Source organism: Rahnella sp. WP5 (genome assembly GCF_000745615.1).
In the GTDB taxonomy this organism is placed as follows: Bacteria; Pseudomonadota; Gammaproteobacteria; order Enterobacterales; family Enterobacteriaceae; genus Rahnella; species Rahnella aceris.
On sequence record NZ_KN050720.1, the window covers coordinates 198848 to 221739 of the forward strand.

The 22892-nt window shown below is 50.3% G+C and carries 18 protein-coding genes; 1 reads left to right on the forward strand and 17 read right to left on the reverse strand.

The genetic code is table 11. The features are described 5' to 3' along the window. Window positions 1-269: 269 nt before the first annotated feature. The 4 genes from mukB to cmoM are packed head-to-tail and all read right to left on the reverse strand — an operon-like array spanning window position 270 to window position 7531. Entirely contained in the window at window positions 270-4718 is a 4449-nt protein-coding gene (mukB, locus tag EX31_RS18165) for a chromosome partition protein MukB (protein ID WP_037036016.1), read from the reverse strand. Beyond that, window positions 4715-5446 carry a chromosome partition protein MukE gene (gene mukE, locus EX31_RS18170; protein WP_013574848.1) on the reverse strand — a complete coding sequence of 244 codons (732 nt, stop codon included), beginning with the start codon at window positions 5444-5446 and terminating at the stop codon, window positions 4715-4717. The genes mukB and mukE overlap by 4 nt, the downstream gene beginning before the upstream one ends. Beyond that, window positions 5427-6749 (reverse strand): chromosome partition protein MukF, encoded by a 1323-nt coding sequence (mukF, locus tag EX31_RS18175; RefSeq protein ID WP_013574847.1) that lies wholly within the window; start codon window positions 6747-6749, stop codon window positions 5427-5429. The genes mukE and mukF overlap by 20 nt, the downstream gene beginning before the upstream one ends. Continuing rightward, a complete protein-coding gene (gene cmoM / locus EX31_RS18180) occupies window positions 6746-7531 on the reverse strand; it encodes a tRNA uridine 5-oxyacetic acid(34) methyltransferase CmoM (RefSeq protein WP_013574846.1) in 786 nt (261 codons plus the stop codon). The genes mukF and cmoM overlap by 4 nt, the downstream gene beginning before the upstream one ends. A gap of 155 nt (window positions 7532-7686) precedes the next feature. On the opposite strand from cmoM, the gene elyC reads away from it, so the two are divergent. Then, entirely contained in the window at window positions 7687-8466 is a 780-nt protein-coding gene (gene elyC / locus EX31_RS18185) for an envelope biogenesis factor ElyC (protein ID WP_013574845.1), read from the forward strand. A gap of 1 nt (window position 8467) precedes the next feature. Here elyC and EX31_RS18190 read toward each other — a convergent pair whose 3' ends face one another. The 13 genes from EX31_RS18190 to aroA form a co-directional block, all read right to left on the reverse strand. Next, window positions 8468-9361 (reverse strand): YcbJ family phosphotransferase, encoded by an 894-nt coding sequence (locus tag EX31_RS18190; RefSeq protein ID WP_037036018.1) that lies wholly within the window; start codon window positions 9359-9361, stop codon window positions 8468-8470. A 195-nt stretch (window positions 9362-9556) separates the two neighbouring features. After that, window positions 9557-10315 (reverse strand): 3-deoxy-manno-octulosonate cytidylyltransferase, encoded by a 759-nt coding sequence (kdsB, locus tag EX31_RS18195; protein WP_013574843.1) that lies wholly within the window; start codon window positions 10313-10315, stop codon window positions 9557-9559. Further along, window positions 10312-10494 (reverse strand): Trm112 family protein, encoded by a 183-nt coding sequence (locus tag EX31_RS18200; RefSeq protein ID WP_013574842.1) that lies wholly within the window; start codon window positions 10492-10494, stop codon window positions 10312-10314. The genes kdsB and EX31_RS18200 overlap by 4 nt, the downstream gene beginning before the upstream one ends. Window positions 10495-10875: 381 nt before the next feature. After that, window positions 10876-12099 (reverse strand): winged helix-turn-helix domain-containing protein, encoded by a 1224-nt coding sequence (locus tag EX31_RS18205; RefSeq protein WP_037036019.1) that lies wholly within the window; start codon window positions 12097-12099, stop codon window positions 10876-10878. Window positions 12100-12194: 95 nt separating this feature from the next. Beyond that, window positions 12195-12407 carry a cold-shock protein gene (locus EX31_RS18210; RefSeq protein WP_013574840.1) on the reverse strand — a complete coding sequence of 71 codons (213 nt, stop codon included), beginning with the start codon at window positions 12405-12407 and terminating at the stop codon, window positions 12195-12197. 261 nt (window positions 12408-12668) lie between these two features. Beyond that, complete coding sequence (locus tag EX31_RS18215) at window positions 12669-12878, reverse strand: transcription antiterminator/RNA stability regulator CspE (RefSeq protein WP_013574839.1); 210 nt, start codon at window positions 12876-12878, stop codon at window positions 12669-12671. A gap of 349 nt (window positions 12879-13227) precedes the next feature. Then, complete coding sequence (lpxK, locus tag EX31_RS18220; RefSeq protein WP_037036020.1) at window positions 13228-14217, reverse strand: tetraacyldisaccharide 4'-kinase; 990 nt, start codon at window positions 14215-14217, stop codon at window positions 13228-13230. Further along, the gene (gene msbA, locus EX31_RS18225) at window positions 14214-15962 is read right to left on the reverse strand and encodes a lipid A ABC transporter ATP-binding protein/permease MsbA (RefSeq protein ID WP_037036021.1); all 1749 of its coding nucleotides are present in this window, start codon (window positions 15960-15962) and stop codon (window positions 14214-14216) included. The genes lpxK and msbA overlap by 4 nt, the downstream gene beginning before the upstream one ends. 38 nt (window positions 15963-16000) lie before the next feature. Then, the gene (locus tag EX31_RS18230; RefSeq protein WP_072012290.1) at window positions 16001-18280 is read right to left on the reverse strand and encodes a ComEC family protein; all 2280 of its coding nucleotides are present in this window, start codon (window positions 18278-18280) and stop codon (window positions 16001-16003) included. 241 nt (window positions 18281-18521) lie between these two features. Continuing rightward, complete coding sequence (gene ihfB / locus EX31_RS18235) at window positions 18522-18806, reverse strand: integration host factor subunit beta (protein WP_013574835.1); 285 nt, start codon at window positions 18804-18806, stop codon at window positions 18522-18524. Between the two features lie 60 nt (window positions 18807-18866). Beyond that, on the reverse strand, window positions 18867-20540 hold the full coding sequence (rpsA, locus tag EX31_RS18240; RefSeq protein WP_015689619.1) for a 30S ribosomal protein S1: 1674 nt from the start codon (window positions 20538-20540) through the stop codon (window positions 18867-18869). 156 nt (window positions 20541-20696) lie between these two features. Beyond that, entirely contained in the window at window positions 20697-21395 is a 699-nt protein-coding gene (gene cmk, locus EX31_RS18245; RefSeq protein ID WP_013574833.1) for a (d)CMP kinase, read from the reverse strand. Between the two features lie 196 nt (window positions 21396-21591). Beyond that, window positions 21592-22875 carry a 3-phosphoshikimate 1-carboxyvinyltransferase gene (aroA, locus tag EX31_RS18250; RefSeq protein WP_037036023.1) on the reverse strand — a complete coding sequence of 428 codons (1284 nt, stop codon included), beginning with the start codon at window positions 22873-22875 and terminating at the stop codon, window positions 21592-21594. Between the last annotated feature and the right edge of the window lie 17 nt (window positions 22876-22892).

Genomic DNA, 22892 nt, shown 5'->3' on the forward strand with positions numbered 1-22892 from the left:
CGTAGGAACTCAATGAAATAGAGCCCGCGTGTAACGTAAAGACTCTAAGCCAGCTGTCAGTTTAAATAAAGTCTTCCCTTACGTGTTTATGTGCTGTTTTCAGGCATTCGTCTATAAATTGCGCAGCACCTTAGCGTTGGCTTACAAACTATTTAGTTCACCACAACTTTTTAAAGAAATATAAGTGAAATGGATGCAATTTCAATAAAAAGCCCCGGCGCTCAGGCCGGGGCTTTTAAAAATCAGACATCTTATTTATCTGAAAACACTCAGGAAACGTCAGCTTCCGTATTGACCAGTGCCGGAAGTTCAGGTGCGAATCCACGCAAACCGACCACGTGTACATGTTCATTATTGCCGAACACTTTACGTACCAGTTTATAGGTCGTGCCTTTTTCAGGGCTGATGTTTTCCGGTGCCGCAATAATCAGCTGCATTTCCAGACGGTCGCAAAGCTCGAACAGCGTGGCGATAGATTTAGCATCCAGACGTGCGGCTTCATCAAGGAACAGCAGACGACAAGGCGAAATATCCTTCCCGCGCATACGGCTCGATTCGTCTTCCCAGCTCTGAACCACCATCACCAGAATCGACATACCGGTACCGATCGCTTCACCCGTTGACAGCGCCCCGCTTTCTGCGCGTAACCAGCCGTCAGAACCACGGTTCACTTCCACTTCCATTTCGAGATAGTTGCGGTAATCCAGCAGTTCTTCACCAATAGTTTGCGGTGTGCGCTGACCCATATCAATTTGCGGGTTCAGACGCTGATAGAGTTTCGCCAGCGCTTCCGAGAAGGTCAGACGGTTACTGCTGAAGAGATCCTGATGCTGTTCCTGCTGTTCAGACAGCACATCCAGCAGTCCCGCGTGCGCTTCGCGTACATTCACGTTCAAACGCACACTTTTCACCTGACCAAAGGCCACAGCCTGCAGGCCCTGGTTCAGCTGGCGGATACGGTTCTGTTCGCGCTGAATGGTTTTACGGATGATATTCGCCACACTTTTCGAACTGATGGCCAGTTGCTGCTCGCGGGCAGTCAGTTCTTCGGTCAGACGGCCCAGTTCAATTTCCATCTGTTCAATCGCTTCAACCGGGTCATCGGTACGAATAATATCCTGACGGATACGTTCGCGCAGATGCTGGTATACAGCAATGTAGAACTGGATTTTACGTTCAGGACGTTTTGGATCTTCGGACAGACGCAGTACATCGCGCAGATGTTCGTTATCAGAGACCGCCAGACGCAGCGCGCCAAGGGATTTATCTGACATGGAACGCAGTTCGTCGCCATCCATATACGCCAGCTCACGGCGGTGCAAACGGCGTTCAACGCCATTGTCTTTCACCAGACGCATCACCGCACACCAGCCCGCTTTCGAGGTCACTACCTGTTCGCGGCTCTGATGATAATCACGCTCAAGTTTGCGCAATTTCTTCTGCAGGTTATCCATTTCTGCTTCGCAGAAGGTGATTTGTTTTTCGAGCTGATTACAGCGTGCCCGGTTGGTGCTGAGCGCGGTGTGCAGTTCGTCACGACGGGTTTTAGCACGTGCTTCAGCATTTGCATCAGCCTGAACACCGATATCCTGCAATTCCTGGCTAAGTTCTTTGAGCATATCGCGTTTGGCATCGAACGAACTTTTCAGCGAGGCCAGAACCTGACTGTACTGCGTCAGTTGTGTCTGATGCTGACGCATTTGTTCACGGGCACGCGTACGTTCCGCTTCCGCATGTTCCAGACGCTGACGCAGTTTGTCATTCAGATCACTGTTTTCATTCAGCATGCCGGCGGAGTCGGTATAGCTGAAGTGAGCACGGCGCTGAACCACTTCCGTCAGAGCGAATGCCTGTTGCTTCGCCAGACGCTGTGCATGCTGCGCCTGTGCGTAATCTTCTTTCAGTTGCTCATGCTGTTCCGGGTCGCTTTGCAGCACCGATACCAGCGGTTCCAGCTTGCTCAGTGAAACACCGTGTTGCTGAATGAAACGGGCGGAATCCTGTGCCTCTTCCATTTCTTCGCGGATTTCTTCAACGCGATCAATCAGCGTTTCGTCACACAGCAAGCCGACACGTGGCTGCAATTTATTAAGCATGCCGATAGCGTCTTTCGCCTGCTCGTATTGCTGACGCTGTTGCTGATTCTGGCCTTCATGCGCATTGATAGCGCGTTCCAGTTCGCCACGACGCCCGCTCAGAGTGCGGATTTCAGCTTCCGGGTCGGCGTCAAACGCCACAGCTAAATGACTGCCGATGAAACGACTAAATGCCTGATGTGCACGCTGAATTTTCTGCACGTCAAACGACAATGTCGCGTAACGCTCTGACAGGTTTTCGCGTTCTTTATGCAAGGTTTCCAGACGGTTCTCACGCGCCGCACGGCCAAACAATGGCACCTGTGGGAAGTGAGAATAACGCCACTGGCGATCACCCGTTTTGACCAGTACCGCGCCCTGCATTTCTTCTACTTCAAAGACATTGTCATCAAATGATTGTGGATCCCCTTCGATAAGATAGAGGTCTTCCGGGCAATCATCCAACCCATCCAGCTGATCGCGGATCAGGGATAAATCAGGCACCACAATCGCGTGGCGGGACGGACCATACAATGCAGAGAAGTAAGGCGCATCGTCGATGGTGACGTCATCGTAAATTTCCGACAACAACACGCCACCGAAGCGTTCTGCAAGCGCGATCATGCGGGAATCTTCCGCACCGCTTGGCTGGCTGAGGCGGGTTATCTGCCCTTCAATACGACGTTTGCGGGCAGCCACTTCGTCACGCTCAACCGTCGTTTCGCGTTCCGTTTCCAGCAACTGCTGCATGTATTCGGTCACCTGCTGGCTGCTTTCCAGCGGTTCCTTACTTTGCTCGCTTAACTGGCTAAGTGCTTCCTGCGCGGCCAGCCAGACGGGTGCACGGGCGGTCAGTTCGCGAATGCGCGACTGAACACGTTCAAGTTCCTGACGCATTTCCATGCGACGCTCACCTGCCTGCGACACAACACCCTGTAATTCTTCGATCTGTACTTCCAGCTCACGCTGCATTTCGTCCAGATCTTCGGGATGCACATCCTGACCCGTACGCTTGCAGAATTCCTGCAACTGACGTTCGGCATCCTGCTGTTCACGCAGGCGGCCTTCAAGTTCTGACAAGCGCATGCGCAGCGGTTCGACGCGTTCGGCCTGATGCTGTTGTGAAGACCAGTCGCGCAGTAATTCACGCGCCGTTTGCCAGGCCTCACTGCGGCTCACTTCACCGGCGATTTTTACCACCAGCTGATAAGCCGTTTCAAACTGATTATGGGCGGCAGAAGCGACGCTCATCTTCTGTTCCAGCATCAGCAGGATTTCAGTCGCTTCCTGCTCTTTACTCTGGAAAGTTTCCAGCCATTCTTCACTGTTCTGAATGCTCAGATCGGGGATCTGGCACAAATCGCGCGCACGCTCAATGGCCTGCAACGCCTGCTGATACTGAATCGCACGGGTCTGCTGAACATCCAGCGCCTGCTGGTAATCGGCCAGCTGGCTTTTCAGCTCATCCACTTCCAGTTCAGCGGCTTCAGCGCGCGCTTCATGTTCGGCGTGCAGCTCGCTGGCTTCGGCCACCACTTCGTTCTGTTCTTCCAGACGGTACGTCAGCTCTTCGAGATCACTTTCATAACGCTCGATTTTTTCCTGTTGACGCATCGCCGTCTGAACCAGACTCAGATGATCGCTGGCAGCCTGATAATCGGTTTCTAAATCGCTTTGCGCACCACTTTGCTCAGCCAGTTCACGTGCCATTTCGACATGACGGTATTGCTCGCCGGACAACTGTTTGCGGCTGGTGAACAAATCATTACGCAGTACCAGCGCACCATCGAGATGAATACGGCGTTCATTGGCGTGACGCATATAATCTGCAGCCACGTAAGACGTCGCTTCAGAAATCAGGTGTTTAAACAGGTCGCGGTCAGACTGAGTAACGCGGATAGCTTCCAGCGTCATACGGTTTTCACGCAGCGCCGCTTCCATATCCTGGAAGGCTTTCCGCACGCCACTGTTTTCCGGCAACAAATAGTCGCGCAGGGAACGGGTGATGGCACTGGAAATACCGCCATAAAGCGAGGCTTCAATCAGACGATAGAACTTGCTACGGTCGGATGCCGATCGCAAACGACGTGGAATAACACCCAGATCAAACATCAGGGCATGGTAATCGGTAATCGAGTTGAACTGCTTGAACTGCACGCCTTCCATCGCTTCCACGCGATCTTTCAGTTCCTGCAAAGACAGCACACGAGCCTGACGCTCGCCGACCGTTTCAGTCAGCATTTCCGTCGGATTGACCGCAACCGGCAAGCCCTGAATCGTGAAAGGTTTGATGTCGACTTTACGGTCACGACCGGCGACCTGCTGCAGACGAACCCCCACGACAATACGCTGGTGACGGGAGTTCACCACATCCAGAACCGAGTAACAGACACCCGCACGCAATTTACCGTGCAGGCCTTTATCACGCGAACCGGAAGTTGCGCCCGCTTCGGTGGTGTTACGGAAATGCAGCAACGTCAGATCGGGGATCAGCGCCGTGACGAAAGCCGCCATCGTGGTGGATTTACCGGCCCCGTTACCGCCGGAAAGCGTGGTGACCAGTGAGTCGAGGTCAAAAGTACGGGCAAAGAACCCGTTCCAGTTAACCAGCGTCAGTGAGCGAAATTTACCGCGTTCAATCATTCCTGTTCATCCTCTGCGCTCTCATGCCCTTGCTGCACTGCCAGCGATTCGCCGTCCTCACTTTCGTCATTCAGTGACAGCGCGCTGTCGACCGGCATTGCTTCACCGTCGCGGATCATCCGCAGTTGTGCTTCGCGCGCGTCATCGCCGCTGCGGACATCCGCACCAAACCGGAATACCGCTTCAGTGATACGGAATTTGCTGCTATCAACCCCCATGAAATACACCATGCCCAGCCGGCGTAGTCGGTTCAGGGACGTGCGGACTTTGTCCTGCAATTTCTGGCGATCCAAATCTGAGCCGGTTGAACGTTGGTTGACGTATTTAAGTAATTTGCTTTCATCCGCCAGGCTCAGTAATTCGTCATACAGTTCCTGCTGGGTAAAAATCCCCTCATGCGCCAGACGTTCCGGGCTGAGATACAGATAGCAAAGGATTTTACCCACCATCATGTCCAGTTCAGATAAGACTGAACGCGGGATAAGCGTAGTGGAGCGCGGGCGCAGGTAGAAGAAACCTTCTGGTGCCCGGATTAACTCCACGTTGTAGCGGCTGTAAAAGAGTTCCATTTCTTCCTGATAGTCCATCAGGAAAGCGTGGTTATCCAGCTCATCAATACCGATATGACGGCCAGAACGCAGTTGGCTGTCGAGAGCAGGAAACACTGAGTTCGCCAGTGCCTGCGCCAGCTTAGCTGGCATTATGTGTTCAATATTTGTCGATGACATGGGCCTGCACCTTGGCTCCGTAATCATTGATTGCCTGCCATTCGGCATGCAATCCTGAAAAATCTGCTTCAGCCACACCAAGGCGCACAGCCTGGTCGACCACAATTCGCGCGACATCAAAATGTCGGGCACGCGGATACTGTTTAAGATATTCGCGCATTACCATGCCCAGATTGAGCGGCGTTTTTTGTTGCTGATAAACCTGTAATGCCTGTTCAATCAATGCCGCAAGTTGTTCGCGGATTTCGTTAAATTCTTCAAACTCAAGATCTGGCGGAAGTTCGCCGGTCACTTCCTCGCTGCGCAAGGCCAGTTCTTCATCGCGCATATCCAGCAGACGGTCAGCATTGGCGAAGGTCAGCGTCCATGGCTGATCAAAATAGTTCTGAACCGACTGGCGCAGACGCTGGGCGAACACCCGGTTTTTATCCATGTCGATGGCAGTACGGATAAATTTATGCACATGCCGGTCATAGCCAATCCACAGGTCAATAGCCTGCTGGCCCCAACTGGTAATGCGGTCGAGTTTGTTCTGCAGGTCGAAAACCAGTTTGTCGACAAAGCTCAAATCGAGTTCGACCATCGTGGCATCCTGAATACGCATAAGATGCGCCTGCAACAGGTTACCGGCCGCCTCGAGCGTATCCTGCAATTCACGCAGCGTGCCGGAAGTTTCTGACAGGAGGATTTCACAACTGGAAATTGCCGCACGCCAGTCTTTATTGAGCAACGCGGCAATGTCGTCTTTCACGCCCTGCTGCTGCTCGTCCATGATCCGCTGGGTCATGTCGATGCTGTCAAAAATTTCAGCTACTGAGTATTTAAGTGGCGCGTAAACATTGCGATGCCAGTGAAAATCATCACCGCCCTCTTCGGCTGCATCGGCTGCACGCTTGAGTTCCTGAGCAACGATCGACAACTGCATAGACAACCGCAACGTTGAGAACTCTCGCTGGCGGATGTAGTAATCTGAAATGCCGATCGCCAAAGGCGTCAGGCGATAAATGGCATTACCGTCGGCCAGTTCACTGACAAAACGGTTGAGCAAACGCTGACGCACCATGTCATTGATGGCGTTATTGGCACGTACGGTGATGGTTTCATTTGTCTGCTCAAATCCCTTGCTGACATGACGAAACGCGTCGACCAGTTCACCCTCACTCATTTCTCCATCAAGGCGCTCGCTGTTTAATGTGGCGATTGCCAGAAGAAAAGCCAGCCGCTCCGTTGGCAGCGAAATTGAGAAATCATTTTTGCGTGCCCAGGCGACCAGTTCGGGTACAGTCTGGGAAAATTCACTCATAATTCGTCCTTCAGAATGGGTTTGTGCGCCATCACGTGGATGTAACGTCCCAAACTAACAAAAGGTTCCTGACGACAATAACGCTGTTCCAGCGCCAGAAGCTCATCAAAATCCTGTTTATGTTGTTGTCTGTTTCGCAAATAATCGTGGAACACTCTAACACCGGTCTTGCCGCTGATCTGCATCCCAAGTTCTTCCAGCCACTGGTAAACCTGTGCGGGTTCCAGTGGGTGATCGGGTAACAGGGAGCTTTTTTTGATTTTTGGCACACCCGCTTCAACATGAGCAAAATTGCCAAGGATCATGTGCCGCATGACCAGACCGTGGATATTGTAAAACATCAGTGATATTGCGCCACCGGGGGTCAGACAATCGACCAGTGCGGCCAGAGCCTGTTGAGGTTCGGCCAGCCATTCGATGACCGCATGGAACAATATCAGATCAACCGGCTGTTCCAAATGTTCGGCGATATGCTGAGCCGGACATTGTACAAATTGCATGTTGTCGCTCACACCTTTTTCCAGCGCAGCCGCCTCGGCGCGGCGGATCATCTCACCGGAGAGATCACACAACAAGACCTTATGTCCTAAAGCTGCCAGTTCACAGGCCATTTGTCCTTCACCGCCGCCCGCATCAAGGATGCGCAGTGGCCTCTGAGGCAAAGTCTGTAGTAAATCATGCAGATCCTGACCCAGCACAGCCTGACGGATACGTCCCTTTGTTGTGCCGTAGATATTGCGCGAAAACTTCTCGGCCATATCGTCGAAATTACGATCCTGCATGAAATGAACCCTGTTTCTAAAAACAATTTGTTAATGATGGCTGAGCGGTGATACCGGGTGAAGTGCTATTTTGGCACAGGCTGGCATAGAATAAATCATCCTGACGCGGATTCACGCCCGGATGTCGTTTTTTCACCCAAAAGGATCGGTTTCTGATGTTATTTATCCTAAAAAAGACGCTGGGGGGCCTGTTATTACCTCTGCCATTTATTCTGCTCTTCATGGCGATTGCACTGGTGTTGCTGTGGATGACCCGCTGGCAAAAAACCGGAAAAGTGTTTTTTTCACTGAGTTGGCTGCTTCTGTTGCTGCTCAGCTTGCAACCTGTTGCGGATAACCTGCTGCGTCCTATTGAATCGGTTTACCCCACTTACCAGGCCAGTGGCAATGTGCCGGTAAAATATGTTGTCGTACTGGGCGGCGGTTATACCTATAACCCGGCGTGGGCACCGAGTTCTAATCTCATCAATAACAGCCTTCCTCGCGTGGCCGAAGGGATCCGCATTTACCGGGCAAATCCCGGTTCAAAAATGATCTTCACCGGTGCGCGGGCCATGACTAACCCGATGAGCAGTGCTGCGGTCGCCGGGAAAGTTGCGGAGAGTTTAGGGGTGCCGGAGAGCGATATTATTCTGCTCGACAGGCCACGGGATACACATCAGGAAGCTTTGCAGGTTAAAGAAATGCTGGGAGAGCAGCCGTTTGTGCTGGTGACGTCGGCAAACCATCTGCCGCGGGCAATCATTTTCTTCCGGCAACTGGGACTGAACCCTATTCCGGCACCGGCGAATCAGCTTGCGATAGATTCCCCGCTCAATCCGTGGGAAAAAGCGTTGCCTCAGGCACTGTTCTTGTCTCACAGCGAGCGGGCATGGTATGAAACGCTGGGGCGCGCATGGCAATGGATGACGCTGCCGGCACCCGCAGCGAAGTAACTCAGTTAAGCCACGGCAACAATTGTTGCCGTGCATAATCGAATTGCCGGCGATCAAGCTTACCGGTATGAATCAGATGCGCGACTGATTCCCACACCAGATACAACCAGCGCCGTGCGAGGAATGTTTCTGAAACAGGTGCTTTTTGCAGATAACTGAACAGCAATTGCTCGCTCATGCCTTTTTCCCACAACCTGAAAAGATCAAACTCCCTCGGCGCCCATAACACGGTGCCGGGATTAATCATTGCCAGCAGTTGATCGCTGCGAGGATCTTTGAGCATGCTGCGCAACGAGAGATTGCCGTGTACCAGTACCGGTGTATCGTCGAACTCTTCAAATAGCTTAGGAATGCAGGCACGGGAACGGAAAAGCAGCGTGCGATCTTCAGGTGTGAGTTCGGATGCCTGTAAATTCGATAACGTTGCCCACAACACCTCCACCCGCTGCGGGTACCAGTTTTCCCAGCGATTTTCCTGCGTGCTGTCAACAGAACCGACGCAACCGTGGCTGTCAATCCGGTGCCACGCCAGCATCGCCTCGACAATTTGCTCCTGCAAGATTTGCCAGCGATCAGGGGTGCGTGTTGGCGCTTCCGCCGATACGCCGCGCAGACGTTCAATCAGCAATATTTCCTGATATGGTTTCTGATGCGTGGTGACCATGCCATAAACCGTCGGCACCCTCACCACGCCCTCCCGCGCCAGCATTGATAATTTATAAGCCTCCTGCCCGGCAATTCCCTGACAAGTAAAACTCTTCGCCATCAATGGCATCGCGTAACCCTGCTCATCATAAAGGGAAAAAAGATGGGCATAAGGCTGCTCACTGACACATTCGAGGCGGGATAAACGCTCGCCCAGCACAATACTCAATTCGGCTTTTAGCTGTTCCATAACGTGTTCGCAGTGACGAATAAATTAACGTTTATGATGAAAGTTTCAGGAAAGGATTACCCCGTTTCAGATCAAACAAAAACCGGATAGTCGGGGCAGAAACAGGAAGGCAGTGCGCAAAACGAAAAGAGAACAGTGATGACAAAACGGAATGCCGGAACATTCCGCTTTTATGACTTTTTATACTCTGTGTGGTCAGGAATTTTTATGCCCCAAAATCACGCGCACACGTTCCAGATCCTCAGCGGTATCGACACCCACAGAAGGAATGGCCTTCGCTACATCAACGTGGATTTTTTCACCGTACCACAGCACCCGGAGTTGTTCGAGTAATTCGATGTGCTCAAGTTTAGTCGGTTCCCACTTCACATACTGGCGAATGAAACCAGCACGGTATGCATAAATACCGATGTGACGAAGGAAGACATCACCAACCGTTTCTTTCGACACGGCAAAACGTTCACGTTCCCACGGAATTGTAGCGCGGGAAAAATACATGGCGTAACCTTTGGCATCCCGAACCACTTTGACCGCATTCGGGTTAAACGCTTCTTCCGCTGTTTCAATTGGCACTGCCAGTGTTGCCATTCCTGCTTCACTGTTTGCCAGATTATCAGCCACCTGACGGATGATAACAGGCGGGATCAGCGGCTCGTCGCCCTGAACATTAACGATAATTTCATCATCGGAAAACTGACATAAATCGATGACTTCTGCCAGACGCTCAGTGCCTGACTGATGATCAGGTCGGGTAAGACAAACTTCACCACCCGCAGCTTCAACCGCCGCCACAACGTCAGGATGGTCTGTCGCAACAATTACACGTTTAGCACCCGACTCCCGTGCACGTTCCATCACATGCACAACCATAGGTTTACCGTTGATATCGGCCAACGGCTTACCCGGCAAACGGCTTGACCCGAAGCGGGCCGGGATAATAGCAACAAAACTCATGGGTGTGTCTCATCAACAGAAAGCGGGCGGGCCTCGTTTTCTAATAAAACAGGGATCCCTTCACGCACGGGATAAGCCAGGCTGTCTGCCTTACACACTAATTCCTGCGACTCTTTATTAAAGTAAAGCTTCCCGTTACATACAGGGCACGCAACGATTTCAAGCAAACGGTGGTCCATAAATTCCTCCCGGAGGCGAATACACCGCATTTTCAGCAAGGTGTAACGTAAAAAAGCATTGGAAACACAACATAGCGGTTCAGGAGAATAACATAACGCCGCACCCCGCGTTAATCCTCACTCATCCTCCGATACGACTTCAAAGAAGTTACATTTCTGTAAATAAAAAATATCTCCTGAGGAGCATTGCGCTGCCGATTTCGTGGGAGTACAATTTTTTTGTGATGCACGTCACACTAAACACCTTCAATATGAGCACTAAAAATGAAAACCATTAACAAAATCATCGCAATGTTCGCTAACTTCAGCCACTAAGCTGGATGCCACCTGCAATCATCGTGAAATAACGGCTGCCTGATGCAGCCGTTTCATTTTGTGACATTAAATCTGCCAGTCTCTTTCCCAAAACACCGTTAACGTTTCAGGTACTTTCACGGTTTTGACTTTTTCAGCTCCCTGCCACTGTGCAAACCGGCTGATTGCTCCGTGTATATCTTTTGCACGTCGTGAAGACATCGTCACATCGGGCTCGAGATGGAGGCTTTTCACTTCCAGTAGTTTTTCTTTGCGATGCATTTTTGCATCCACCCGACCAATCAGTTCACCCCGCTGCAGTATGGGTAGCGTGAAATAGCCGTACTGGCGTTTTGCTTCCGGCGTATAGCATTCGATCCGGTATTCAAAATTAAACAACATTGAGGCGCGTTTACGATCCCATACCACGGGATCAAAAGGTGAAAGCAGCGTGGTGACCGTTGAACCGATCCGTGATTCAGTGGCTTGTTGCAGAAGGGGAAACTGTTTCCGGTGGACATAGTAAATATCTTCAAGCCCGGCCACTTCGACCGGTGTAATTTCCTCATCCATCAGTAATTGTGCAATCACAGCCTTGGTATTCACCCGCCTGAGGCGATAATAGTCCGCCAGCCATTCCGGTCTAAAGATGCCAAGATATTGCGCCGAACGCCGCAGCATCTGATATTCCGCTGCAGACTGTTCAAGAGTCTGGCTCGCATCGTCCCAGCCAGGCATCACCCGTTCAGCAAGGTCATAAACCCGGTGGAAATTACGCCGTTCAGACACCATCAGTTTCCCGGAAGTAAGCAATGTTTCCAGGTGCTTTTTATGAGGCTTCCAGTCCCACCAGCCGCTGGCAGACTTTTTATCTGTACTGAAATCGGCCGAACGCACAGGGCCATTTTCAGCAATGTGTCCCAGCAGTGCCTCAATATCCGTCTGATGTTCATCAAACCAGGTCTGAGAAAATTTCCACCCCATCCCCTGAGGATTGAGCATCCGGTGGCGCAGGAGTCCGTAATCTTCACTGGGAATAAAACAGGCCTCATGTGCCCAATACTCGAATATTTTTCCTGCCGGGAGGGCTTGTTCCAGCCATTGAGGGTCGTAATTACCTAAGCGGCTGAATAACACCAGATAAGGACTGCGCGCAACCACGCTTATCGTGTCAATTTGCAGCAATCCCATATCACGGATCGCCTGAACGACATCCGCAGCAACAGGCTTTCGGGTCACTGGTTTAAGAAGATTTTGCGCAGATAGGTGCAGGGTGCGGGCTGAAGCAAGAGATATAACCGGGTGAGACATATCGGTATCCGTGGCAGCAATTTAACTGTGGATACCGATAGCATATTTTTACCGGAGCGTAAAATTCAACTCAACGGTGAACAACAAAACCGGACTCAGAAAGCAATAACATCAGCCGCGGAAGGGCCATGTGTTACGCTGCGGTAAGTGGTGAACTCCACCTTCTGACCGGCACTCAGAGATTTATTCCCTGTATTGGCGATGGAAGTACGCTGAACATAAATTTCAGAAGAACCATCAAGCGGGCAAATAAAACCGTAGCCTTTAGCCTGATTATACCATTTAACTAAACCCATTTTTAACATCATAATTTCTATCCTTTCTTTTGGGCATCCATGAACACACTTTTTTATTATTGTTCGGATGCGTTTGCCCATTGCTAAGTTATTTTTTTATAAAAAACCTCTAATGAGCGAATTAGTTTTAACGACTACTTTTACAACTTTCACGACGTCTTATAAACGCCGTATTTACCTTTTCAGGTATGTAAAACCCGCCATCCGGCGGGTTTTACTCTGCTGATATGATGAGCGATTAACGTTGTTTCATATCCTCACGTTTGTCTCTTATCAGAGTGCAATAACGTTAGCAGCAGCAGGACCGCGCGGGCTATCCTGAATGGTGTATTCTACACGCTGGCCTTCGGCCAGAGTTTTGAAACCATCGGTTGCGATTGCAGAGAAATGTACGAATACATCCTTACCGCCATCAGCCTGCTCAATAAAACCAAAACCTTTGCTTTCATTGAACCACTTAACCTGACCATTTTTCTTCGACATATTTAAAACCTTTTACAAAATATAAAATCCTGCCATTCGGCAATGCTAGCCAATAGTTCAGACAATTACTTATGGGGAGGACTTAGAAGGTTCGTCTTGGAAGCGGAATCATCGGGAAAGAGATAACGTCTGGGAGGAACTGCTTTACTCTACACTCATACATAAATAGCGCTGCAACACAGGCTGCACGCATTTACTCATAAGTGCAGAGCAATAGCAAGTCACGTTGCGCAATTATTCTGACGTTAAACATTAACGGTGAATATTAGTCTTTAAAATCAGGGAGATTGAAACTTTAGATTTACGTAAATTTTTATCAGAGGCGCGAAAACGGTCTGTTTTTGCTGTATCAATGCATCTTTTGCAAAATAAGCTCAGCTATTTTTTGGAGCAGTTTCTCAGCCTGGTCACCCTCGATTTTGGCGTCAACCGGTAAATACCACCAGTCTGGTTGAGCAAAAGAACGACATTTTACTGCATCCTTTTCAGTCATCAGAAGGACCTGTCCTGGTGCCTTCACAGCTGACAGTTGCCCGGAGGTGTAAGCCTGATGATCCGAAAAAGCGACTTCCTTTTGTACATTTATCCCTAGCTGTTTCAACGTGGAAAAGAAACGCGGTGGATGCCCGATGCCGGCAATCGCAACCACATTTTTCAATGCAGAAGCATCACACTGTTCACCTGTGACCAAATTTATCGCTTTGCCAGGTTGCAAGAACATCGCTAACTCACCAGGACGGGCTGTGCCGCCATTGGTAATAACCGCATCCACTGAACGCAAACGAGATTCTCTTTCACGCACAGGTCCTGCAGGTAACCAGTGACCATTACCAAAACGGCGGACTCCGTCGATCACAACAATTTCGATATCACGCTGAAGTGCATAATGCTGTAATCCGTCATCCGTAATGATAACGTCTAACTCATTTGCACCAAGTAATGCTTTTACCGCATCAGAGCGAACCGGAGACACCGCAACCGGTGCCCCGGTTCTCTGAAATATCAGCACAGGCTCATCACCTGCCTGCGTGGTGGGCGTCGCCTCCGTCAGCAATAAGGGATAGTGCTCAGCCCTGCCACCATAACCGCGCGAAACGACTCCAACACGAAAACCATGCTGCTGGAGTGTTTCAACCAGCCAGATCACCACCGGCGTTTTACCATTACCTCCGGCAGTCAGATTTCCGACCACCACGACAGGCACCGAAGCCCGCCAGCTTTTTTTCAGCCCCGTTTTATAGCTGTAACGGATCAAAGTTGAAACTAACCCGTACAACCATGAAAGAGGCAGGAGTAACAGATATAGCGGTGATTTCCCTGACCAGATGCGCTCAATCATTGGCCAAACTGCATCCGGTACAGCTGTGAGTAAACACCACGCTCTTCGAGCAGGCTCGTATGTGAACCACGTTCCACCACGCAACCATCTTCAATGACCAGAATCTCATCGGCCTTTTCAATAGTGGATAAACGGTGTGCGATCACCAGGGATGTGCGGTTTTTCTGTAGTTCGTCGAGTGCAGCCTGAATAGCACGCTCAGATTCAGTATCAAGGGCAGATGTCGCTTCATCAAGGATCAGAACCGGCGAGTCACGCAGCAAGGCACGCGCAATTGCGATACGCTGACGCTGGCCACCAGAGAGCAGAACGCCATTTTCACCAATGACCGTATCCAGCCCTTGATCCATTTTGCTGATAAAGTCCATCGCGTAAGCCATCGTCGCCGCTTTTTCGATTTCTTCGCGGGAGTACATATCCGTACGGGCGTAAGCGATGTTATTGGCAATGGTATCATTGAACAGGTGGACGTTCTGAGAAACGAGTGCCACCTGATCACGTAATGACGACAGGGTATATTCCCGCAGATCATGACCATCCATCAGGATCTTACCTTCCTGAATGTCATAGAAACGGGTCAGCAAATTCGCGATAGTCGATTTACCGGAACCTGAGCGGCCAACCAGTGCAACAGTTTTACCCTCCGGCAGGTTGAAGGAAATATCACGCAAAGCAGGAATATCGCGTCCCGGATAAGTGAAGGTCACGTTTTTGAATTCGACATTTCCGTTAACGCGTTTGACTTCCAGTTTCCCTTCGTCTTTTTCCTGTTCCATATCCAGGATTGAGAACAGCGTCTGACAAGCGGCCATACCGCGCTGGAACTGGGAGTTCACGTTAGTCAGGGACTTCAGCGGACGCATCAGGGCAATCATAGAAGAGAACACAACGGTGATAGTACCCGCGCTGAGCGTTTCCATCACGGACGGGAAGCTTGCCGCATACAACACGAACGCCAATGCCAGAGAGGCGATCAACTGAATAATCGGGTCTGAAATTGAAGAAGCGGAAACCATACGCATACCTTGCTGGCGCATACGGTTACTCACTTTATCAAAACGCGCGGTTTCAACTTTCTGGCCACCGAAGATCAACACTTCTTTATGACCTTTGAGCATCTGTTCCGCGCTGGTCGTCACCTGTCCCATGGTGTTTTGCATTGTTTTACTGATATTACGGAAGCGTTTAGACACCACACGGATAACAACAGAAACAATCGGCGCAATCACCAACAGGATTACAGAAAGCTGCCAGCTGTAATAGAACATCATGACAAACAGACCAATGATTGACGCACCTTCACGTACGACGGTCACGAGCGCACTGGATGATGAAGACGCCACCTGCTCGGAATCATAGGTGATACGGGAAAGTAAAGTACCGGTAGATTGCTGGTCAAAGAATGCTACGGGCATTCTCATCATGTGACCAAACAGACGACGACGCATATGCATCACCACTTTGCCCGAAACCCATGAAATGCAGTAACTCGAAATGTAGCCACTGACCCCACGCACAACCATCAGGCCGATAACGACCAATGGCATCCAGAGTAGGATCGAGCGGTCAGCTTTACCAAAACCGTCATCTAACAGAGGCTTCAGCAAAGACAGCATGAAAGTATCACTGGCGGCGTTTGCGACCAGCGCAATAGCCGCAGCGATCAGCCCGGCTTTAAAAGGTGTGATCATCGGCCAAAGGCGACGAAATGTCTGCCATGTGGAGAGATCTTTATCGTTCATCATGCAATATCAACCAGCATCGAAAGAAATAGCGGTCTATTCTACTCATTATCTGTAGATACTCCAAACTGGCGGTGATACCAACGGGGGATTAATTGCTCACGTAAGCCTTTAATTGTCCAATAATCATCAAAAACGAAGAGGCTGAGTTGACCCGATTCAGACGTTGAATGCCAGTCATAGTGCGCTTTGTTGTATCTGCTAACAACTTTATGTGCCGGCAGATGCCATTTATTAAAACGGGATGCGGACGCCAGTGCGATAACCGGCTTAACTGCCCGCAAAAATGGAGGTGTCGATGACGTATTGCTGCCATGATGAGGAACCTGAAGTACAGTGGCTTGCAGTTTGCTCCGCCACTTCCTGACTAACGCTTTTTCTGTTTCAGTTTCAATATCTCCGGTCAGGAGCAAACTGAATGAACCGTCATCAATGCGGATAACGCAGCTGTCGTTATTCCCTGCATCCTCTGACATTTTATCCGGCCACAAAACGTTAAAATCCAGCCCCTGCCAGTGCCATTGCTCGCCTGCTATGCATTTCAGATGATGCTGATCCGACAAAGCACTTTCACGAACGCTGGCGGCAGGATAACGGTTTTGTAACGGGGCCAAACCGCCCCGGTGATCCATGTCATTATGACTGATAATTATCTGTTCCAGCTGAATGTTCTTCCAATTTAAATAAGGGATAATATTTTGTTCAGCGGCTGAGCCCCCTTCCCAACGGTTGCCGGTATCATAAAGAATGCCCCGGCCATTTTTGCTGATAAGAACAGACAAGCCATGTCCGATATCAAGCATATCAACCCGCCAGCGCTCCGATGGATTTCTGTTCAGCCAGACAGAAGAGATCGCAAAAAGAGACAGCAACAGTGAAAGACAATATCTCAACGGGCAAATCCGCCAGCACAGAAGCACCAGCCATCCCATCAGGCTCACGGCCAGAAATGACTCACCCAATGGGATCCAACCGCCCGGTAATGCTTTTACCCCCCACAAAGCCAATCTCAATGTGGCATCCGCCAGTTGCCAAAGCAGAGCTTGTGCGTTATCCATCAATGCGCAGGGCGCGGCGTTCGTCAACAAGGCCAGTAATACCAGCGGGACTGTGATCAATGAAACAACCGGAACTGCCCACATATTGGCCGGAAACGAGAAGACGTTTACGCCGTGGAAAATCCAGACCTGTAAGGGCAACAGAAGAAGTGTCATTCCCACCTGCAGATGCCCCCAGCGAAACAATGCCCAATACCATGCCTGCTGAAACATTGCAGGAAGAGGCACCCACTGGAACCAGAAAACCAGAGCCCCCACCGCGAAGCATGACAACCAGAAGCTGTCGGACAATAAATTCATAGGGTCGACCAGCAGAAGCATAGCCACCACCCAAAGCCATATCTGGCACGGATGACAGCGGACACGGAACAGACGCAGCAGGATCCACATCAACACCGCAAACGTTGCACGCAGCGCAGGTGCATTGCCTCCGGAAAGCCAGGTATAGAACAGCAGAAAAACGCCGCTCACGAATAACGGAAAGCGGTAGTCAATCAGTTTTACCGGCAGCAGATACTGCAATCCACGCGCCAGCCACCATCCAAATAACGCCGCAATTCCGATATGTAGGCCTGATATCGCCACCAGATGCGCGATGCCAGTCTGTTGTAACATTAGCTTGTCTGCAGCCTGTATTAATCCTTTTTCGCCAAAAGCCAGTGCAATCAGTACGGGCGTATTTTCCATCGGTGGCATCTTCTGCTGCAACCGCTGAATAAATTGCTGACGAAGCGAACTTCTGGCATCTAATAGCTGCCTGTTACGGACAGTTGCTGTCAGAGGTGCATGCTGAGCCAACGCCCAACGCTGGGCATCAAATCCGCCTTCATTCAGCAAGCTGTGGACGGGCCGCATACTGACGATCATATCCCAGCGCTGGCCCGCTAACAGTTCTCCCTCTGTCTTGTCCCATTTAGTGCGGAATATGACCGGCGGGAAAATTATTTTTCCTTCTGCTTTTTCTATTTTGAAGAGTACAGAAGATGTACTGGTGCTCCCGAGATTAATACTCTCTACCACGGCGATAACATGACGCTTTGTGCCCTGAAGCGCTGAAATCTGATCGAGCTGAATACCGCCCTGAAACGAGGCCCAACTGAAACTCAGCAGGCCGATCGCTATCAGGCTGAATATTTTGTGATGAAATCTGAAGCAGCATGAGGCGCAAAGACACAGCGTGACCAGATGAATAGCCGAAGGAAGTTGGGAAAAAATAAGCAGTGGCAACATCCCTGCAATAACCGCTAAAGCAGCCTCGTCCAGTGAAATTTTGATGTTTTACTCCCTTCACGTTCATCAGACATGTTTTCGTGCCGGAGTATGATTTTCATGCAAAGAAGGAGCAACCAGGAAAGCAAAACGCTGCGTGACGTTACGCAAAAATTTTATGATCGCAACTGAAAGAGGGGGGGAACTTATTCGTCATAAAGCAAAAAAAAACGGCACCCCGAGAGGTGCCGCTTTACGTTCGCTATAGGCAGACATTTACGTTCAGGCGAAAGCCTCAGCCGTAAATATTCGCGCGATCACGCAACTCTTTCCCTGGCTTAAAGTGAGGAACGTACTTGCCGTCCAGCTCGACTTTATCGCCAGTTTTAGGGTTGCGCCCAACACGCGGAGCACGGTAGTGAAGAGAAAAACTGCCAAACCCACGGATTTCGATGCGTTCACCATCAGCCAAGGTTGCAGCCATATGCTCAAGCATCTCTTTCACTGCATCCTCAACAGCTTTCGCCGGGATATGAGAGTGCTGGCCAGCAAGTCTTTCAATAAGTTCAGACTTGGTCATAGTACCTCCAAGCTTTGCAGCTAAACTACCGTTTCGGGGCGACTGAGCCGCCCCCCGTCATTACTCGCCTTTTGCCGCTTTGAACGCTTCAGCCATAGCACTAGAGAAGTTGCTTTCGTCTGGTTTGTTGTTAACAACAGCGATTGCATCTTTCTCGTCAGCTTCGTCCTTAGCACGGACGGACAGGCTTACTACGCGGTTCTTACGATCAACACCGGTGAATTTAGCTTCTACTTCATCACCAACGCTCAGAACCAGAGTTGCGTCTTCAATACGGTCGCGAGAAGCTTCTGAAGCGCGCAGGTAACCTTCTACGCCGCCAGCTAATTCAACTGTAGCACCTTTGGCGTCAACTGCTGTAACTTTACCAGTAACAATAGTACCTTTCTTGTTAACAGACAGGTAGTTATTGAATGGATCTTCAGCCAGTTGCTTCACGCCCAGGGAGATACGTTCACGTTCTGCATCAACTTGCAGAACCACAGCTGCGATTTCGTCGCCTTTTTTGTATTCACGTACTGCTTCTTCGCCTGCAACGTTCCAGGAGATGTCAGACAGGTGAACCAGGCCGTCGATGCCGCCGTCCAGACCAATGAAGATACCGAAGTCAGTGATTGACTTGATTTTACCTTCAACGCGGTCGTTCTTGTTGTGGGTTTCTGCGAATTGCTGCCATGGGTTGTTTTTGCATTGTTTCAGGCCCAGGGAGATACGACGACGTTCTTCGTCGATATCCAGAACCATAACTTCAACAACATCGCCCACGTTAACAACTTTAGATGGGTGGATGTTTTTATTAGTCCAATCCATTTCAGAAACGTGAACCAGACCTTCAACGCCTTCTTCGATTTCTACGAAGCAGCCGTAATCAGTCAGGTTGGTAACGCGACCAGTCAGTTTAGTACCTTCTGGGTAACGTTTAGCGATAGCGACCCAAGGATCTTCGCCCAGTTGTTTCAGACCCAGTGATACACGGGTACGCTCACGGTCAAATTTAAGAACTTTAACAGTGATTTCATCGCCAACATTAACGATTTCGCTTGGGTGTTTAACACGTTTCCAAGCCATGTCAGTGATGTGCAGCAGGCCGTCAACGCCGCCCAGATCAACGAATGCACCGTAGTCAGTGAGGTTCTTAACGATACCTTTAACTTCCATGCCTTCCTGCAGGTTTTCCAGCAGTTGATCGCGCTCTGCGCTGTTCTCAGACTCAATTACTGCACGACGGGAAACAACAACGTTGTTGCGTTTCTGGTCCAGTTTGATGACTTTGAACTCAAGATCTTTGCCTTCGAGATGCAGCGTGTCGCGAACAGGACGAACGTCTACCAGTGAGCCTGGCAGGAACGCACGAATACCGTTCAGCTCAACAGTGAAACCGCCTTTAACTTTACCGTTGATAACACCGGTAACAGTTGCAGATTCTTCGTAAGCTTTTTCCAGCGTGATCCAAGCTTCATGACGTTTAGCTTTTTCACGGGACAGCAGAGTTTCACCGAAGCCGTCTTCAACAGCGTCCAGCGCAACATCAACTTCGTCGCCAACCTGGATTTCCAGTTCGCCCTGTGCGTTTTTGAATTGTTCTGCCGGGATTGCAGACTCAGATTTCAGACCGGCGTCAACCAGTACGATATCTTTGTCGATAGACACAACAACACCACGAACGATGGAACCAGGACGGGTTTCGATTGTTTTTAAGGATTCTTCAAAGAGTTGAGCAAAAGATTCAGTCATGTTGATAATCTTTAGGTTCTTAAGTTTAACGTCCATCTGGCTTCCTGCTGGATGGGGTTGTTTCAAATGCCCCGCTACAGATCCTTGCGGCGAGGTTAAAAAAAACTATAGCCAAAACTGGCACTGAATATTCTTCAGCACCAGAGTGAGGCTCGATTACCGGGTTTGTTTTTGCGGCAATCCTAGAATTTCTGTGGCATAAGCCAGTGCTTTTTCGATGACTTCGTCGATGGACATGCTGGTTGAATCCAGCAACAACGCATCGGAAGCAGCCACTAGAGGCGCGACGGGCCTGTTACGATCACGGTCATCGCGCTCTTTGATCTCGGCTAAAAGCCGTTCAAAGTTAACACTAAAGCCTTTTTCCTGCAACTGTAGCATTCTTCTGTTTGCACGTTCTTCCGAACTGGCATCCAGAAATATCTTCACCGGTGCATCAGGGAAAACCACCGTCCCCATGTCACGACCATCCGCAATCAGGCCCGGTGCATCACGGAATGCGCGCTGCCGGCGCAATAATGCTTCACGAACGCGGGGAAATGCCGCCGCCTGAGACGCAGTATTGCCTACCGTTTCGGTGCGGATTTCATGGGTAACATCCTCACCTTCTAAAATAACGTGCAACTGCCCATCCTGAGCCACAAAACGAACGTCGAGATGTGCGGCAAGCGGAACTAGCGCCTCTTCTGAGACAATATCAACCTGGTGATGCAAAGCCGCCAGCGCCAAAACGCGGTAAATCGCGCCGGAATCCAACAGATGCCAGTTAAAGGCTTCGGCCAACGCTTTACACAACGTACCTTTACCTGCACCACTTGGCCCATCAACGGTGATTACCGGGGCTAAAGCCGTCATTTTTGTCTCCTTTCGGTGGGGTATGCCCGCTTCATTAGCCTCACAGGACTAATTCAGGAGCGGCATTATACGCTGCCTTCACTGCAACTGTTACCCCACATTTTTCAGTTGGCTAAAAAGCGGACGGTTCTGAGCCTGAAAACAAAAAAACGGACATCAGGGATGTCCGTTCATACACGGGCAACCAAGTGAAAAACTATGCCAGTGTGCTGATTGCCGCCAGACGGTCAAAATAGTCCGGGAACGTTTTTGCGGTACACTTCGGATCAAGAATGGTCACCGGCGTATCGGATAACGCCACCAGCGAGAAACACATCGCCATGCGGTGATCATTATAGGTGCCAATTTCGGCAAATTTCAGCGATTGAGGCGGATCAATACGAATGTAATCTTCGCCCTCTTCCACTGTTGCACCGACTTTACGCAGCTCAGTCGCCATCGCCGTCAGGCGATCGGTCTCTTTAACACGCCAGTTGTAAATATTACGCAACGTTGTCGGGCCTTCAGCAAACAAGGCAGCGGTAGCAATGGTCATTGCTGCATCAGGAATATGGTTCATGTCCATGTCAATGCCGTTCAGTTCACCGCGGGTACATTCGATATAATCATCAGCCCAGTGAATAGTAGCACCCATTTTTTCCAGCACGTCTGCAAAACGAATATCGCCCTGCATGCTGTTTTTGCCGATTCCGGTCACACGAACCGTACCGCCCTTGATCGCCGCAGCGGCCAGGAAGTAGGACGCTGAAGAGGCATCACCTTCGACCAGATATGCCCCCGGAGACACATAATGCTGACGTCCTTGGATGCTAAATCTCTGGTACTCGTGGTTTTCCACTTCAATACCAAAGGTTTTCATCAGGTTCAGCGTGATATCGATATAAGGTTTGGAAACCAGATCACCTTTAATCTGAATGGTTGTATCGTTATCTGCCAGCGGAGCTGTCATCAATAACGCTGTCAGAAACTGGCTGGAAACACTGCCATCAACACTGACGTCACCGCCACTAAATCCACCCTGCAGGCGCAAAGGCGGATAGTTTTCCTGCTCCAGATAATCAATCTGCGCACCGCCCTGACGAAGCGCATCAACCAGATGTCCGATCGGGCGCTCTTTCATGCGCGGCTCACCGGTCAGTACAACATCCTGTTCGCCCAGGCATAATGCTGCCGCCAGCGGACGCATTGCGGTTCCTGCATTCCCAAGAAACAGTTCCAGACCTTTAGCATTGGAAAAAGCCGTGCCCAGACCATCGATTTCACACTCGGTGCGGGATGCAGATAAACGATGCGTGACACCCAGTTGAGTCAGTGCTGTCAACATATGACGCACATCATCGCTGTCGAGCAGGTTAGTCAGGCGGGTAGTACCCTGTGCAAAAGCAGCCAGTAAAAGTGCGCGGTTAGAAACACTTTTTGAGCCAGGTAAATTGATGCTGCCGTTAACCAGCGCAACGGGTTGTAATGTCAGGGATTCCACTCTTTCTCCAATTCTTC

Excerpts from the sequence above, each read along its gene's own strand:
- lpxK (WP_037036020.1), bottom strand. The coding sequence starts at position 14,217 with ATGATTGAGCGCATCTGGTCAGGGAAATCACCGCTATATCTGTTACTC.
- ihfB (WP_013574835.1), bottom strand. The coding sequence starts at position 18,806 with ATGACCAAGTCTGAACTTATTGAAAGACTTGCTGGCCAGCACTCTCAT.
- rpsA (WP_015689619.1), bottom strand. The coding sequence starts at position 20,540 with ATGACTGAATCTTTTGCTCAACTCTTTGAAGAATCCTTAAAAACAATC.
- EX31_RS18215 (WP_013574839.1), bottom strand. The coding sequence starts at position 12,878 with ATGTCGAAGAAAAATGGTCAGGTTAAGTGGTTCAATGAAAGCAAAGGT.
- EX31_RS18200 (WP_013574842.1), bottom strand. The coding sequence starts at position 10,494 with ATGGACCACCGTTTGCTTGAAATCGTTGCGTGCCCTGTATGTAACGGG.
- EX31_RS18190 (WP_037036018.1), bottom strand. The coding sequence starts at position 9,361 with ATGGAACAGCTAAAAGCCGAATTGAGTATTGTGCTGGGCGAGCGTTTA.
- kdsB (WP_013574843.1), bottom strand. The coding sequence starts at position 10,315 with ATGAGTTTTGTTGCTATTATCCCGGCCCGCTTCGGGTCAAGCCGTTTG.
- mukB (WP_037036016.1), bottom strand. The coding sequence starts at position 4,718 with ATGATTGAACGCGGTAAATTTCGCTCACTGACGCTGGTTAACTGGAAC.
- EX31_RS18205 (WP_037036019.1), bottom strand. The coding sequence starts at position 12,099 with ATGTCTCACCCGGTTATATCTCTTGCTTCAGCCCGCACCCTGCACCTA.
- cmoM (WP_013574846.1), bottom strand. The coding sequence starts at position 7,531 with ATGCAGGATCGTAATTTCGACGATATGGCCGAGAAGTTTTCGCGCAAT.
- msbA (WP_037036021.1), bottom strand. The coding sequence starts at position 15,962 with ATGATGAACGATAAAGATCTCTCCACATGGCAGACATTTCGTCGCCTT.
- elyC (WP_013574845.1), top strand. The coding sequence starts at position 7,687 with ATGTTATTTATCCTAAAAAAGACGCTGGGGGGCCTGTTATTACCTCTG.
- EX31_RS18210 (WP_013574840.1), bottom strand. The coding sequence starts at position 12,407 with ATGATGTTAAAAATGGGTTTAGTTAAATGGTATAATCAGGCTAAAGGC.
- cmk (WP_013574833.1), bottom strand. The coding sequence starts at position 21,395 with ATGACGGCTTTAGCCCCGGTAATCACCGTTGATGGGCCAAGTGGTGCA.
- mukF (WP_013574847.1), bottom strand. The coding sequence starts at position 6,749 with ATGAGTGAATTTTCCCAGACTGTACCCGAACTGGTCGCCTGGGCACGC.
- mukE (WP_013574848.1), bottom strand. The coding sequence starts at position 5,446 with ATGTCATCGACAAATATTGAACACATAATGCCAGCTAAGCTGGCGCAG.